The 14,959-nt window shown below is 45.5% G+C and carries 16 protein-coding genes; 7 read left to right on the plus strand and 9 right to left on the minus strand.

Annotated features, from left to right (window positions below; all coding sequences use genetic code 11):
- Window positions 1-30: 30 nt before the first annotated feature.
- From CSH92_RS12365 to CSH92_RS12375, 3 genes are read right to left on the minus strand one after another with little or no spacing between them, the layout of a single operon-like run.
- Entirely contained in the window at window positions 31-270 is a 240-nt protein-coding gene (locus tag CSH92_RS12365; protein WP_100657954.1) for a hypothetical protein, read from the minus strand.
- 33 nt (window positions 271-303) lie between these two features.
- Window positions 304-525, minus strand: a complete 222-nt coding sequence (locus CSH92_RS12370) for a SlyX family protein (RefSeq protein ID WP_100657955.1) — start codon at window positions 523-525, stop codon at window positions 304-306.
- Window positions 515-1,492, minus strand: coding sequence for a WD40 repeat domain-containing protein (locus CSH92_RS12375; protein ID WP_100657956.1), 978 nt, complete (start codon window positions 1,490-1,492; stop codon window positions 515-517). Before CSH92_RS12375 ends, CSH92_RS12370 begins: the two co-directional genes overlap by 11 nt.
- A gap of 140 nt (window positions 1,493-1,632) precedes the next feature.
- Here CSH92_RS12375 and fkpA point away from each other — a divergent pair, with 140 nt between their 5' ends.
- A complete protein-coding gene (gene fkpA / locus CSH92_RS12380; RefSeq protein WP_100657957.1) occupies window positions 1,633-2,394 on the plus strand; it encodes an FKBP-type peptidyl-prolyl cis-trans isomerase in 762 nt (253 codons plus the stop codon).
- A gap of 270 nt (window positions 2,395-2,664) precedes the next feature.
- On the opposite strand, the gene CSH92_RS17060 is transcribed toward fkpA, so the two are convergent.
- Window positions 2,665-2,910, minus strand: a complete 246-nt coding sequence (locus CSH92_RS17060; protein ID WP_124916955.1) for a hypothetical protein — start codon at window positions 2,908-2,910, stop codon at window positions 2,665-2,667.
- Between the two features lie 154 nt (window positions 2,911-3,064).
- Between CSH92_RS17060 and greB the strand changes: the two genes are divergently transcribed.
- Both greB and CSH92_RS12390 read left to right on the plus strand, forming a co-directional pair.
- Window positions 3,065-3,538: a transcription elongation factor GreB gene (gene greB, locus CSH92_RS12385; protein ID WP_100658224.1), complete on the plus strand. Its 474-nt coding sequence runs from the start codon at window positions 3,065-3,067 to the stop codon at window positions 3,536-3,538.
- A 139-nt stretch (window positions 3,539-3,677) separates the two neighbouring features.
- Window positions 3,678-5,972 carry a Tex family protein gene (locus CSH92_RS12390; protein WP_100657958.1) on the plus strand — a complete coding sequence of 765 codons (2,295 nt, stop codon included), beginning with the start codon at window positions 3,678-3,680 and terminating at the stop codon, window positions 5,970-5,972.
- On the opposite strand, the gene CSH92_RS12395 is transcribed toward CSH92_RS12390, so the two are convergent.
- From CSH92_RS12395 to CSH92_RS12415, 5 genes are all read right to left on the minus strand, one after another.
- Window positions 5,959-7,503, minus strand: coding sequence for a GGDEF domain-containing protein (locus tag CSH92_RS12395; RefSeq protein WP_100657959.1), 1,545 nt, complete (start codon window positions 7,501-7,503; stop codon window positions 5,959-5,961). The two genes, CSH92_RS12390 and CSH92_RS12395, sit on opposite strands and share 14 nt — an antisense overlap.
- A 9-nt stretch (window positions 7,504-7,512) precedes the next feature.
- Entirely contained in the window at window positions 7,513-9,660 is a 2,148-nt protein-coding gene (locus CSH92_RS12400; protein ID WP_240612822.1) for a GspE/PulE family protein, read from the minus strand.
- A 221-nt stretch (window positions 9,661-9,881) separates the two neighbouring features.
- Window positions 9,882-10,745 (minus strand): LysR family transcriptional regulator, encoded by an 864-nt coding sequence (locus CSH92_RS12405; RefSeq protein WP_100657961.1) that lies wholly within the window; start codon window positions 10,743-10,745, stop codon window positions 9,882-9,884.
- 9 nt (window positions 10,746-10,754) lie between these two features.
- Window positions 10,755-11,231: a hypothetical protein gene (locus CSH92_RS12410; RefSeq protein ID WP_100657962.1), complete on the minus strand. Its 477-nt coding sequence runs from the start codon at window positions 11,229-11,231 to the stop codon at window positions 10,755-10,757.
- A gap of 122 nt (window positions 11,232-11,353) precedes the next feature.
- Complete coding sequence (locus tag CSH92_RS12415; protein ID WP_100657963.1) at window positions 11,354-12,220, minus strand: mechanosensitive ion channel family protein; 867 nt, start codon at window positions 12,218-12,220, stop codon at window positions 11,354-11,356.
- A 258-nt stretch (window positions 12,221-12,478) separates the two neighbouring features.
- Between CSH92_RS12415 and CSH92_RS12420 the strand changes: the two genes are divergently transcribed.
- The 4 genes from CSH92_RS12420 to rplC all read left to right on the plus strand — a co-directional run bounded on the left by CSH92_RS12420 (window position 12,479) and on the right by rplC (window position 14,954).
- Entirely contained in the window at window positions 12,479-13,201 is a 723-nt protein-coding gene (locus tag CSH92_RS12420) for a cytochrome b/b6 domain-containing protein (protein WP_100657964.1), read from the plus strand.
- A gap of 2 nt (window positions 13,202-13,203) precedes the next feature.
- Complete coding sequence (locus CSH92_RS12425) at window positions 13,204-13,725, plus strand: helix-turn-helix transcriptional regulator (protein WP_100657965.1); 522 nt, start codon at window positions 13,204-13,206, stop codon at window positions 13,723-13,725.
- A 260-nt stretch (window positions 13,726-13,985) separates the two neighbouring features.
- The gene (rpsJ, locus tag CSH92_RS12430) at window positions 13,986-14,297 is read left to right on the plus strand and encodes a 30S ribosomal protein S10 (RefSeq protein WP_010179497.1); all 312 of its coding nucleotides are present in this window, start codon (window positions 13,986-13,988) and stop codon (window positions 14,295-14,297) included.
- Between the two features lie 18 nt (window positions 14,298-14,315).
- The gene (rplC, locus tag CSH92_RS12435) at window positions 14,316-14,954 is read left to right on the plus strand and encodes a 50S ribosomal protein L3 (protein WP_100657966.1); all 639 of its coding nucleotides are present in this window, start codon (window positions 14,316-14,318) and stop codon (window positions 14,952-14,954) included.
- Window positions 14,955-14,959: the final 5 nt, after the last annotated feature.

Raw genomic sequence — 14,959 nt, forward strand, 5'->3', positions numbered from 1 at the left:
TGGCCTTGGTGTTGATGTATTTTTGAGTGATTAGTTGTCTAGAGTTGAGTCACTGGGTAATTTTGCCGAGTTAAAGCGGTAACCGGTTACCTCAAATATCCAGTCAGTGATAACGTCGCGCCCTGCCAAGCCATAACAAATAAAAGCTATTCCAACACCAAAGCCAATGAGTTTGCCTAAGGCTGAGAAGTGTTCGGTAACGAGTTGAAAACCAAAGACACTGACAAACATAATTCCCAATAGCAGTCCTAGCAATCGAAGTAGTTTCATTTTCTTTCTCCTGACTCTAAATCATAGTCTGATTTAGTAGTGCGGAGGTGGGGTTTCTTCATCTGCATTGGCAATATTGGATTGTTGCATTGATTTTAACTTATCTACCACAAAGCTAAATTTTTTATGCAATTCACTCAATTGCTTTTGCTGCTGCGCTAAGGCCTCATTCAAACTATCAATCGTGTACTCTTGGAATGCGAGCTTGCTTTGCAACTCATCAATTTGTGTTTGCAATTCAGCATTATTTTGCATCGTCGATGCTCCATCTTTCAGCGAGACCGCTGCTACTTTCGGTGACTATTTGCTGCGGATTAATAAATCCGACTGCGTGCACGACTGCGGTGCGCAATGCGGCTTTTTCATTCGGAGCTACCTTCCACTCTTGAATTTCTTGGCCGTCAGCAACGTTCCATAAATTGACTCTGCGCGTTGGGCTTCCGGTAAGTAACCACTTACCATCGTCAGAAAATACTGCATCTGTGAATATCTGTTGGCGCACAAAAATATCTAATGAACTTAATCTTGTACCTGATTGAGCGTCCCAGATATGGGCGTTATTTGTGCTGTCTGCGGTAAATACGTAGCGCCCTTGATCATCAAGAGCAACCTTCGTGACTCGTTGAGGGTGAGTAAATGTATGGATAATTTGGCCAGTATCTGTACTCCACAAGTAAGCGACGTAATCATTGCTGCCGGACAACGCAAACTTACCATTAGGAGACAAATCAACGCTATTCACTTTTTCTTGATGACCCATAAACTCCAGCCGGCGCCCGCTGTTGGGTTCAAAATACATGATTTTACCGTTGCTACGCGCCACAAGAATGCCATTGCCTTGATTGCTAACTGCAACATCGCGAATCGCGCTTTCATCAATTCGCCAAAAGCCAATCGGCTCGCCAGATTCGACACTCCACAATGCAAACGCAGTTCGATCAGAGGTAACAATGTGCGAATTATCAGCGCTGATATGCAAGTTAGTGACGATATTGACGCCATCGCCTTGGTGGTGCCACTCAAATAGAGCTTCTTCGGTTTTTAGGTTCCATACAGTGATCCCGTTGTCCACGCTCGACACGACCGCCAGAGAGCCGTCGGGTGAAACGTCGGCAGCCATAGAGCCAGCTTCTGCATGCAGAATTTCACTCTGTGCACTGGATGACACACCGCCACAGCCTTGCAGCCAGCAAAACATCAATAGTAGCACGCTTAGGCGCATTGTTCGGTTCTGGTGATTCGGGTTTATCATGCTTTGGGGTTTCGCTTTAGGTGCTTAAAGATTACCATACCCTGCGTTTTTGATTTCAAAATTTTATAATGCATTGCGCTATATTCATAAAAATACAGGAGACTCACTACATGAGATTATCACTTGTTGCTGCTACATCGTTGATGGCATTAGGTTTATCAGCATGCCAACCGCAGTCGAGCGAACAAGCAACAGACAGTGCACCAGCAGAAACTGCAAGCACTACAGACATGAGCCCAGCACAAAATCAGGCGTATGCCATTGGTGCAAGCATGGGAACCTACGTTGTTAATCGCGCGACAGAAACTGAAAAATACGGAATGACATTTGACCGTGAAGCGGTAATGCAAGGCTTTAAAGATGCACTTGCTGGCAACTCTAAGTTCACCGTTGAAGAGATGCAGACTTTGGCCCGCGCGGCAGACGCTAGCTTGCAGGAGAAGCAACAGGCTGCCGCTCAAGACGTGGCGCAGCAAAACATTGAAGCAGGTAAAGCCTTTCTAGCAGAAAACGCTAAGAAAGAAGGGGTGATGACGACTGAATCAGGATTACAATACGAAGTCCTGTCTGCTGGAGAGGGAGCCTCACCAACAGCTGAAGACACTGTTACCGTGCATTACCGTGGGACGTTATTAGATGGTACTGAGTTTGATTCATCTTACAAACGTAACGAACCAGCTTCATTTCCTTTATCTCGCGTTATTGCCGGCTGGACCGAAGGCGTTCAGTTGATGAAGGAAGGTGGTAAGTTCCGTTTTTATATCCCGTCAGAGCTTGCATATGGTGAGCGCGCTACGGGTGCAATAACGCCAAACTCAACATTGATTTTTGATGTGGAGTTACTTGAAGTGAAAAAAGCAGACGCTGAATAAACAACACACAAAACAAAGCCGGAGAGTAAATTGTACTTTCCGGCTTATTTTTTAAAGGCTGCTCCTTGCCTACCTTAAATCCCTCTCGCCACTAGCAGCGCTCATACACTCTAGGGCTACACGCTGAATACGCATTCAGGTTATCAAGTATCGTAACAAACTTGCTACGTACTTAAAGTATAGCGTCTAGCCGAAACTCCATTGGAATGCTTTGCTATAAAAAAAGCACTCAAAATGCCCTAGAGGAATTTGTAGTAAATTCAGTGATTTTCATTCACTACTTCGTCGCATAATGATGCGGCCCATTTTCCCAAACAGCACCCCACCTAAGAAAAACCACAAGTTATGCAGCGTAAAACTATTGACGAATCCATCAATAATGGCGGCAACGACAACTAACCCTCCAGTGAGATAGAGTAAAAATCCTAACAATGAAAAAATCACTGTCCAAGTGCTCTGGGGTTTCTTCCTTGAAATCAACAATGAGTGATTTGAATTCTGGTGTGTCGATTTCACGCGGGTTACCTTGTTAATAAGTCCTTACCTTATAGTTCTATTAAGCCTGAAATGGTTCAAAAAACAATCGTTTTTTTACGCAAGCAGACAAAACTTGACTTACCTAATGTGCCTGAAAGATATTATCGGCAACTTAACGCTGACCTTAAACTCAATGAGAACACCGCTAATTACACGACAAGGCTACAATCAATTGCGTGATGAGCTAGACAACCTGTGGCGTGTTGAACGGCCAGAAATTACGCGGAAAGTCACCTGGGCTGCCAGCCTTGGAGATCGCAGTGAGAATGCTGATTACCAATATAATAAGAGGAAGTTACGCGAGATCGACCGCCGCGTACGCTATTTGCGCAAAGCACTTGAAAACCTGAAAGTTGTTGATTATGACCCAGTGCAGGAAGGCAAGGTGTTTTTTGGTGCGTGGTGTAAATTGGAGCGTGAGGACGGTAAGGAGTTAACCATTCATATTGTTGGCTACGATGAAATATTTGGCCAATCACAGTGCATTTCCATAGACAGTCCAATGGCTCGAGCACTGTTGGGCAAGTCGGTAGATGATGACGTTGTTGTGAAAACTGAAGCGCAAAGTGCTGAATGGACCATTCTCGACATTTGGTACGAGTCTTAAACGGTCACGCGATGCTGCACATTTAATCTAAATCAAGCCTAGGCAAGTGGGGTGAAAGTGCTATAATTTAGCTCGGTTTTACGCCTACATTTTCAACGTTTCTAACTATCCATTTCCTTACACGTTTTTCGAGACAATTATGCTTATCAACAAAATAGCAACCGAGCTCGGCGTCAAAGCTGAGCAAGTTCAATCTGCTGTATCCTTACTCGATGGTGGTGCTACCGTGCCCTTTATTGCACGCTATCGGAAAGAAGCCACTCAAGGATTAGACGATACTCAGTTGCGCTTCCTCGAGCAACGTTTAGGTTACCTCCGAGAGTTGGAAGATCGTCGCGGCGTTATCTTGCGCACTATCGATGAGCAAGAGAAGCTTTCTCCTGAGTTAAAGCAGAAACTACTCGCAGCAGAAAGCAAAACGGAACTTGAAGATCTTTACTTACCCTTTAAGCCAAAACGACGCACCAAGGGGCAAATTGCCATTGAGGCCGGGTTGCTGCCATTGGCCGAGAGCTTGTTCGAGAACTTAGCTCTAGACCCAGTCACTGAGGCTGAGAAGTTTATCAATGCTGATGCTGGCATTGTCGACAGTAAAGCAGCCCTAGACGGTGCTAAATTTATTTTGATTGAACGCTTTGCTGAAGATGCAGAGTTGTTAGCTAAATTACGCCAGTATCTTAATCGCGAAGCGCACATAACCAGCGAAGTGATTAAAGGCAAAGAGAACGACGGTGCTAAGTTTAAAGACTATTTTGCGCACTCCGAGAAAATCGATAACGCGCCGTCACATCGGGCGCTAGCAATGTTTCGCGGGCGTAATGAAGGGTTTTTGCAGCTTAAACTCAATGCAGATCCGCAACAAGAAGAGGTGCGACAGTCGTATTGTGAAGAATTGATAGCAAAGCATTTGAATTTTCAACCCAAAGGGTTGCCCGCTGATAACTGGATGGCACAGGTCATCCAATGGACTTGGCGAATTAAGCTGCAGCTGCACCTGGAGACTGAGTTATTCGCTGCTCTGCGAGAGCGAGCTGAGACAGATGCGATTGATGTTTTTGCCAAAAATTTAAAAGATTTATTAATGGCAGCTCCAGCGGGACAAAAAGTGACAATGGGCTTAGATCCAGGTTTGCGCACAGGCGTGAAATTGGCGATTGTCGATGCGACGGGGAAAGTCGTACACACCACGACCATTTTCCCTCACGCTCCGCAAAATCAATGGGACAAATCCAGCCGTACACTGGAAACCTTATGCAAGCAGTTTAAAGTTGAACTCATCAGCATAGGGAATGGCACGGGTTCGCGAGAAACTGATCAACTCGTCAGCGAGATGCTCGGTAAGGCGCAACTGAACGTGCAAAAAATTATGGTTAGTGAGGCTGGTGCTTCCGTTTACTCGGCGTCAGCTCTGGCGTCTAATGAATTGCCGGAGCTAGACGTTTCATTGCGTGGTGCAGTGTCGATCGCGCGACGGTTACAGGATCCGTTAGCGGAGTTGGTAAAAATAGAACCTAAAGCGATCGGTGTCGGACAATACCAGCATGATGTTAGTCAAAGCCACTTGGCCAAAGCTCTAGACAATACGATTGAGGATTGTGTAAATGCCGTTGGAGTTGATCTCAATACGGCTTCTCCTGCTTTGCTTAGCTATGTGTCAGGATTGAACAAGACTCTCGCGAGTAACATTGTTAATCATCGCGACCAACTGGGCGGCTTTACTGAACGTAGCGAGTTATTGAAGGTTGAGCGCTTAGGACCCAAAGCCTATGAACAAGCCGCAGGATTTTTACGCATCGTGAATGGGAGTAATCCGCTGGATGCATCTGCAGTGCACCCCGAATCATACCCAGTGGTCGATAAAATCATCGATATGACGCGACTGGCGGTAAATGAAGTTATCGCCAATGATGATATTTTGCGCCAAGTAGATATCAATGCATTAGTGGACGAGCGCTTTGGGTTACCTACCGTAAAAGATATTATTGCTGAACTTAAAAAACCTGGTCGGGACCCGCGTCCAGAATTTAAAACTGCACGCTTCAAAGCAGGGGTTAATACCATCAATGATTTAACTGAAGGGATGATCCTCGAAGGGGTAGTGACTAATGTTGCCAACTTTGGTGCATTTGTCGATGTCGGTGTGCATCAAGATGGATTAGTTCATATTTCTGCGTTGACCAACAAATTCATCAAAGACCCAAGGGAAGTGGTGAAAGCTGGGGATATCGTTAAAGTCAAAGTGCTGGAGGTTGACGTACAGCGCAAACGCATTGCATTCACAATGCGCCTTGACGACCAACCGGTAGTGAAAGAACAGGCTAGCAAGCGTGACAAAACTAGCCGCAGTCAGCGTCCAAAACCAGGGCCTAAGGCGGCTAATGCGGCGATGGGAAATGCTTTTGCAGATGCATTTGCAAAGGCTAAGAAGTCGTAGCTTTAAGTTCTTGCTTATGCTGGTACATATTGAGGTCGGCGCTTTGCAGCATGGACGCTAAGTTTGCTTGCTCGACCTCAACCACATGGTTACCGACGGCTGCAGACAATGGCAAGGCTTGCCCATCAATCCATACGTCACGTTGCTGTAGCTTTTGTGCATAGCGTTGCCGGATGCGCTTGGCATGAGCATGAGTGATGGCATGTGCAAAAACCACAAATTCATCGCCACCAAAACGACCCACTATATCGCCTTCGCGCGTTTGATGACGCAAGATCTTTGCAAAGGTTTGTAGTACCTTGTCGCCAAATGTATGGCCTCTATCGTCATTGATAGACTTAAAGTCATTGAGGTCAATGAATAACAGTAGAAATACCCCATCCCTGTCTCTATAGCGGTCAATCTTGCGTTGTACAGCCATTTCCCAGCCGCGTCGATTCAGCAATCGACACAAGGGGTCTTCAGATGCTGTGAGGAATGCATGGGCTTTCTCGACCTCAAGGTGTTTGACTTTTTCACTGGCGGCATAAGCAAACAAGAATGACTCAATGGCGGTTGAAACAATAAGTCCGTAGCGGGTTAAGAAAATACTTAAATCGTTAAGCCAAACTCGAAATAGCATAGCGATGAAAACAATAGCTAGTGCGCAAAAAACAATGTTGGCAGTATGGATGCGCTGCACAGCGGCATAACCTGAAATAACAAATAGACTGAAAATTACAGCTAATGTCGTCCATGCCATCATCAATCCCAGACCTTTTGTGCTCAGCGCAGGTGCAAAGAAAATGAGTATCCCGAGACTCATAACGGCGGCCGCTGCACCGATAATAGCGAGATAAAGATGTCGATTAATTAGCAGCTTTAAATCTAGTAGACGGGCTAGAAATAAGGTTGCAAAGAAAACCACGCAACCGGCTAAAAGCGATTGGTTTGCGATGTCATTTTGCCAACTGCCAAGTGGCAGAAAATAGTTAAGTAGTCCTTCTTGCAAGCTGAAAAAGGCAGCAACGAAAAATAAGTATGCACTGTACGCGTAAAAACCAGATTGTTTGATGCCTCGACCCAATAGCCCGACATACATCGCAAGTCCAATAGCGAAACCGACAAACAGAAATAACGCTATAGTGTGGCTGGTAATGCGCTGATTAAACTCGGTGATAGATTCCAAATACAGGAGGTAGGGACGACTGCGTTGGCTGTCTATATTGACCGTTAAGGTTAAATCATCGCTGGCAGGCAATAGGACACTATAAAAATGGCTGTTTTGACGCTCTAATGGCACTGGTGAGGGGCTCTGAATGATTACTGAGCTTAAGCCGACTAGGGGCAGACTAAGTACGCTGGGTTGTGATAAGCGACATTGCAACTGCAAGACATTGCTACCTTCGACCAACTTTACATTATCGGATTGCACATTAGAAATTAAACCGCCACTTTGGGTCCGGCAAAAACCGACGTCGGCTTGCGACCAAGCGAGCTCCGCATGCAGAAAGCATAAGAATAACGCTAAATTAACGAGAGCTCGTTGCATGTGTGCACCTTAATCGCCACCAAGGATCTGCACTTGGGCGATATCGGTATCACCTTTGAGCACTTTATAAATCGCATCTTGAACAAGCGTTCGCATGCCATCAGCCATGGCCTGCTTTTTCATTTCAGAAACTGACGCTTCTTTATACACTAACGAACGCAATTCAGGCGTCATACCCAATAATTCATGTACCCCTGTGCGTCCTTTGTAGCCTGTATCGCCACATGCTTCGCAACCCGTAGAGCGATATAAAGTAGGGGGGCCATCTAATTCAAGTTCGTCAATAAAGGCTTCGCCGTATTGCCGCTTAATAAAATTGAATTCTTCTTCGTCGGCGGTATAAGACTCTTTACATTCACCACATAGGGTTCTGATCAAACGTTGCGCTAGAATGCCAACACACGCATCCGAAAAGTTAACCGGATCCAAGCCTAAATCAAGTAAGCGGGTGATTGTTTCTGGCGCCGAATTCGTGTGCAGAGTAGACAATACCAAGTGACCAGTTAGAGAAGCCTCGATACCGGCATGGGCAGTTTCTTTATCCCGCATCTCACCGATCAATATAATATCTGGGTCGGCCCGCAGGAAAGCCCGCAGCGCATTGGCAAAGGTAAAGCCTATTTTCGGGCTCACTTGTACTTGTTGCAGTCCAGCCTGCGTGATCTCCACCGGATCCTCGGCAGTCCAGATTTTTTTCTCTGGCGTATTCAGATATCCCAGAATTGCGTGCAAGGTGGTCGTTTTACCAGACCCTGTTGGCCCAACAACCAAAATGATACCGTGTGGCTTTTTAATCATTTCTTCCAAGCGAGAACGGTTGCCAGGAGCTACGTTCATTTTATCGATTGGCATCGCACCGCCGGATGCTAGGATCCGCATGACCACACCTTCACCCGCAACGGTCGGGATAGTTGCTACCCGTACTTCCACCAGTTGACCGCTCATGCGAAAAGCGAGTTTGCCGTCTTGAGGCACACGTTTCTCAGCAATATTCAGATTAGACATAATCTTTATCCGCGCGATAACGGCGCTATGGTGCGAGGCCGGTACTTGGTTGATATCTCGACACACACCATCGACACGCATCCGAACCCGAGTTGGACCATTCTTTTCAGGGTCGATGTGAATATCAGACGCGTTAAGGCGCTTTGCATCATGCAAAATTCGACTAACCAAACGTACTACTGCAGGCGCATCATCAGTTAATTCATCAGAGTGCTCTTCGCTGTCTTCTTGGTTGGTGCCTATCTCATCCAAGATTTCATTCATTTCACCAGGTGCACCGCTGCCACCGCTGTCGCCAAGATACTGCAATATCTGATTCGGTAGACCAACGGCTATTTCGTAACTATCGATGCCGAGGGCGCGCTCAATTTCCATTAATAACGCAGCATTATTAGGCTCAGCCATCAAGACGATAATGTTGTCGTTAACATCTGCAATAACAGCAACGCAATTGCGTTTTAGATAGCTCTTGTTAAGTTTGCTATCGCTTTGAAATAAGTGGTATTTGTCAGGCAAAAAGCCGATGAATGGCACTTGATAGTGGACCGACAGCGCAGTACCAATGTGGTTGTCGGCGACGCGTAATTCACTTTGTAAGCGTTGAATTAATTGGCGATGATCGTTACTGGTCTCGGTCACTTCTTTTAGTGCTTTTGCATTAACTAAGTCGGAGTGGACCAAGTAATCAAATGGTGCTTTTGTGCCGCCTAATTCATAGCGAAATTTTGCCCCAATTTTGTCAGCTAACTGCTGTGCAATCTTAAGATCACCATCATCAAAAGAACCGGATTTTTTGTTGATGATCTGCAGAACACCCATCATCACACCAGCGTTTAAGATGGGGACACACAAGATATTTTGGGTTTTAAACGTACTATTCTTATCGAATTTATCGGCAAAGCGTAAACGCGGGTGGATCTGGCTTAATTCAAAGCTGTCGTACGGGTCATTAATAATCAGCGGCAGTTGCGAAAGTGCAACATAACCAGCTATTGATAATGGGCTGATAGGTACTTGTATTTGTTTGGTTTCTTTACCCGTTTTGAAACGAGCGACCAAATCTTGATGCTGCAAACGCCGCTGAAAAATACTCATGCGCTCAGCACCCAACAATGACAGCACTTGCGATTCAAGCTCCTGATAGGCATCCATTAGCGGCGCTTGGCGTGCTAAAAGTTCATCAATCGCGGAAAAATCGGTTTCGGTACTGTCGCTTGTTAACATAGTAAAGCCATGACTACTCTATTGAGCGATACATTATAAACTTTTTGTTGAATTGTCACTGTACAGAGCGGTTTTTATTCGTTGATTGCCTTTTTTCTCGTCGATTGTGGCATTGAATTGTCGCAACTTATTGTTCATTAGTGCGGTATTTAGCCGCTTGGGTTGATTGATTGGGCGCGGGCCTTCAGAGTTCTGCGAAGAAATCCTATCAAGTGTTTAACTCTGGGGAGATTGATTCGAGTTTGGTGTGCAAGTACCCAAAGATCAGCGAAATTAAAAGACTGGTCGCCGCAGCGCTTCAAGCTATTAAATTGCTCTGCAATATAAGCTGCACCGATGATTAAGCCGTGTCCTTGTGCTGCAAGTTTATGCCGGCTCACTAAGTCATCAATAGTGAAAAGAACCGGTGCAGTAGGAAAATCAGACTGACGAATATAATTATTGGCTGCGTTTATGTCGGTGTTAGTTATCCAACCCACTCGCTCACTGGCAGTATGCGTGAGGTAATCTGTATGCGCGTAAAAGCCGAGCTCGATAGGACAAATGCGATGACCAACATAATCATCCCCCGGTGAATTTGCTCCGCGGATCACAATATCAGCCTCATTTTCATTCAGATTAGCAAATTGATAACCGGTGCTAATTTCAAGCTTCACCAGAGGGTTTTGGGCACAGTAGTCGAGCAATGGTTGCATGAGTAAAAATTCATAAATGGGTGGTGGCAGTGACAGCACGATACGCTCATACTGAGGACCAACCGCACTAATGTCACGTTCACCCTTAATAATGCTTGCTTCAATACTGTGTGCAGTTTCGAGCATCATTTGGCCAAGCGTGGTTAATTTTAATCCCTTGGCATGGCGTTCAATAAGTGCAGTTGGGTGCTGATTGTTGACCCGATTGATATGGCGAAGCGTTGTGACATGATTTTGTGTCAACTGTTGGGCAGCACCGCGCACCGTGCGTCCGCGATGCACTGCTAACAAAAGTCGGTAATCATCCCATTTTTGCATCACTACTCATTACTCTGTTACATAATTAGCCGGATGCACCGAAAATGCTGCTATCCGCCAGCCTTGCTCACTTTGCTGGATCATATAGGTTGCGCCAACCCGATTGAAAACACTGCCGTCCGGTTTAAAACGAATGGCTACATTGCGCACCAAAGCAAGATTTTCTGCCAAAGGTTGAATATCCACAGAATCCCATGCGACGCGCGCCACCCCATCCTTCTTGAGATTTAATAGAAAACGTTCAACTCGTTCATCCATGGTCGCAGCTGACACAGTAGATGGTGGATTATTCGCGTCAACAAAGGTCACATTCTCGTGATATAAGGGTAAGTCCTGACGTAACGTTCCATTGGTAATGAAGTCATTGTATTTAAGCATGTAGTTGGTAAACAGCGCGTCAATGCCCTGATGATATTGGCTTGTTGCATTGCTTGCCAGACTGAATATGGCTAAACAAAAAACGATTAATGGGGTAAGTACCTTCATAGTTATGTAGACCTGTTCAAGTTAATGAAGCTACAGCGTAATGTTCAACCCTATCAATGTCGTGGTACATTTTTATTTTAAAATGGTACAAAAGTATACAGGAGAAGCTAAATATTTCTCTGTTATTCTTTTGCTTGTTCTAAGCAGATCTTGCCGTCAATGTGAACATCCCGCTGCGGGAATGCAATGACGATATCATTAGCACGGAAGATGTCATCGATGGCATGGCGAATGTTGCTGCGAATGATCCGAAGGTCTCTTTCTGCCGAAGCGCTAACCCAAAAATACACTTCGAATACTAGTGCACTGTCACCAAAATCGTCGAATATGACCAGAGGCTCAGGGGTGTGCAACGCATCGGTATTTTCTTTCATCACTTGACTGATTAGCTCGGATACCTTGCGGGTGGGTGAGCCGTACGCGACACCAACCTTCACAGAAGTCCTGACATTGCGGTCAATTAAAGTCCAATTGATCACGGTATTTTCAAGTAGCTTGCTGTTTGGAATTAGCATATGCACGCCATCGACGCGGCGAATACGGGTCGAGCGAGTATTGATTGACTCAACCGTGCCTCGAGAGGTGTTTTCGATTTCTAAAAAGTCACCGATTCGGATTGGCCGCTCCCACATTAATATCCAGCCACTGATAAAATTGTTAATGATGTTTTGCGCACCAAAACCGACACCAATAGCAACAGCACCAGATACAAATGCAAACGCGGTGATGGGCACATTAAAAAAGTCTAGGGTAGTGATTACCAAGATAATCAGCGTAATGACGAAAAATAGCCGCATGGCCAAGTGCGCAACATCAGGGCGCACATGATTTGCCAATAGTCGCTTTTTGAGAAATTTAGACGACCAACTGAGGATATAAAGCCCTGCGATGACCAACAGGGGAACAAGCAAAACTTGGCCTAACGTAAAGGTTTGCTCATTGGCCGTGAATAATTCTTTATCGAGTAACGCACGTATCTGATCGAGCATAGTCTTCCTTTGCACTGAATCTGCTTGATAGAAGCTTATCTTAATATTGAGTTAAATGGGACTGAGGCATTGTTTTTAGCGTGCAAATTGCGCGCTTCTTTGAATTCTGGAAGAGACAAGCGATGCTCGTCTTTTTGCTTGTGTCGGGAGGAAGCCCTGCCAAAGCCGGCTTTAGCTGCTTATAGGTCAAATGCTCGATGTAAAAAACGGACGCTAAAATTAATGTAACCGGTATAGACCTTCTTTGAGATAGTACTCATGCAAAAAGTACGTATTTATGATTTACCCACCAGACTCTTTCACGGACTATTTGCTTTAGCATTTATTACTGCCTTCGGCATTGCGAACTTCGTCGATGATGAATCGAACGTGTTTTCTTTCCACATGCTGGCAGGGCTAATAATGGGCTTCTGCATTATCTGGCGGATAATTTGGGGAGTAGTGGGTACCCGACATGCACGCTGGAGCGACTTTACCTTTGCTCCGGCAAAACTCAAACATTATTTAGCCGAAGCTTATACCGGGCGTAAGCATTCCTTTGCTGGGCATAACCCTGCCTCTAGTTGGGCGGCGGTATTGATGATTTTACTGGGTATACTTATGGTTACCACAGGCTGTCTTATGATCCTTGGGCTCGGTGGCGAAATTATGGAAGAAGCTCACGAGCTGATAGCCAATACCTTCTTATTAGTGGTTGTGCTGCATATTGCGGGGATTGTCATCCACCAACTGCAATACAAGGACAATATGCATCACAGCATGTTGCATGGTTACAAAAGGATTACAATGCCAGCTGGTTCAGATGTAGTTCAACACAAATTGGCAGGAAGCTTGTTTTTGACGATAACGCTAGTATTTGCAGCATACTTAATCTCTAATTATACGGTTGAGACTCGCACATTAACCGTGTTTAGTCAGCCTTTTGTATTGGCCGAGCCGGACCACGAAGATTATGAGTATGATAACCAGCACGAAGATTAACCATGGCGAATGAACCAGAAAGGCGGGTACTGCTCGCTACGCTAACGATCATCGCCCTTATTATTGCTTTTGATCTATATACCGATGCGACTGAAGGCGTAGTGTGGTGGCATTTGACCCTAGAGGGATTGGCAGGACTATTAGCGTTACTCGGCGTTTTCTTCCTATTACGGCAGAGTTTTGGTTTGCGCCATGATTTGACCCAAGCACACGCCAGAGCGACGGAGTTGGCAGTACAAGCAGAAGAGTGGCGGGCACGCTCTAAAGCTCATGTTGATGGGCTAGCTTTAATGATCCATCAACAACTAAACCAATGGAAACTAACACCAGCCGAGCAGGAAGTTGCGTTTCTGTTACTCAAAGGTTTGAGCTTGAAAGAAGTTGCCAGCGTGCGCGGAACGTCAGAAAAAACCGCTCGCGCGCAATCCTTAGCGATATATAGTAAGGCTGGAGTCACTGGTCGCTCGGAGCTATCGGCGTTCTTTTTAGAAGACTTGCTACCCCAGCAAGTGATAGATGGCTAATTAATCGTCAAATACACTTGCAATCCTCACTAACCTCTATATAATTCGCGCCCACTTGTCCTTGTGGGCATAGACGATTATCCGCTACAACACTGCTTTTAGGGTTGTGGCCGAAACCTTAAAAGAACTGATTAAGGCGGGCGTGATAAAAGTTGAAACAGGGTTCCGATTGGGAACTATCGGTTTACGCACATCTTTTTTGCAGGATTAAAGCTGCAAGGAAGGTGAATTTTTTTGTTCTTTCGATTGGAGCTTAATCGATGCCAAATCAAAGAATTCGTATTCGTTTAAAAGCGTTTGATCACAAGTTGATCGATCAATCTACGGCTGAAATCGTAGAAACAGCGAAACGTACTGGTGCTCAGGTAAGCGGTCCTATTCCTTTACCTACTCGCAAAGAACGCTACACAGTATTGATTTCACCACACGTCAACAAAGACGCACGTGACCAATATGAAATCCGTACTCATAAGCGTTTGGTAGATATCATTGAGCCAACAGATAAGACTGTTGATGCTCTAATGAGATTGGACTTAGCAGCCGGCGTTGATGTTCAAATCAGCCTGGGCTAATAGAAGAGGGTTATAACAATGGCGATTGGTCTTATCGGTCGTAAAGTGGGTATGACGCGCATCTTCACTGAAGATGGTGTTTCTATCCCTGTGACTGTTATTGAAGCAACCCCTAACCGTGTTACTCAACTTCGTACTGAAGAAACTGACGGCTACCGCGCTTTGCAAGTAACCGCAGGTGAGAAGAAAGCAAATCGCGTTAACAAAGCGGCCGCTGGTCACTTTGCTAAAGCTGGCGTTGAAGCTGGTCGTGGTTTGTGGGAATTCCGTCTAGACGCGAATGAAGGCACTGATATTGAAGTTGGCAGTGAAATCACTGTTGAGCTATTCAACGAAACTAAGAAAGTTGACGTTGTTGGTACTTCAAAAGGTAAAGGGTTTGCTGGCGCAATTAAGCGTTGGAATTTCGCACACCAACGTAATACACATGGTAACTCATTGTCACACCGTGCTCCTGGTTCAATTGGTCAAAACCAATCTCCAGGTAAAGTATTCAAAGGCAAGAAAATGGCTGGTCAGCTTGGTAACGCACGCGTGACTATGCAGTCTTTGGAAGTAGTACGTGTAGACGCTGAAAACAACCTGTTGTTGGTTAAAGGCACAGTACCTGGCGCGACTGGCGGTGACGTCATCGTCAAGCCTGCGGTCAAAGCCTAACGTCT

The sequence above is a fragment of the Neoalteromonas flava genome, from assembly GCF_002807685.1.
In the GTDB taxonomy this organism is placed as follows: Bacteria; Pseudomonadota; Gammaproteobacteria; order Enterobacterales; family Alteromonadaceae; genus Alteromonas_E; species Alteromonas_E flava.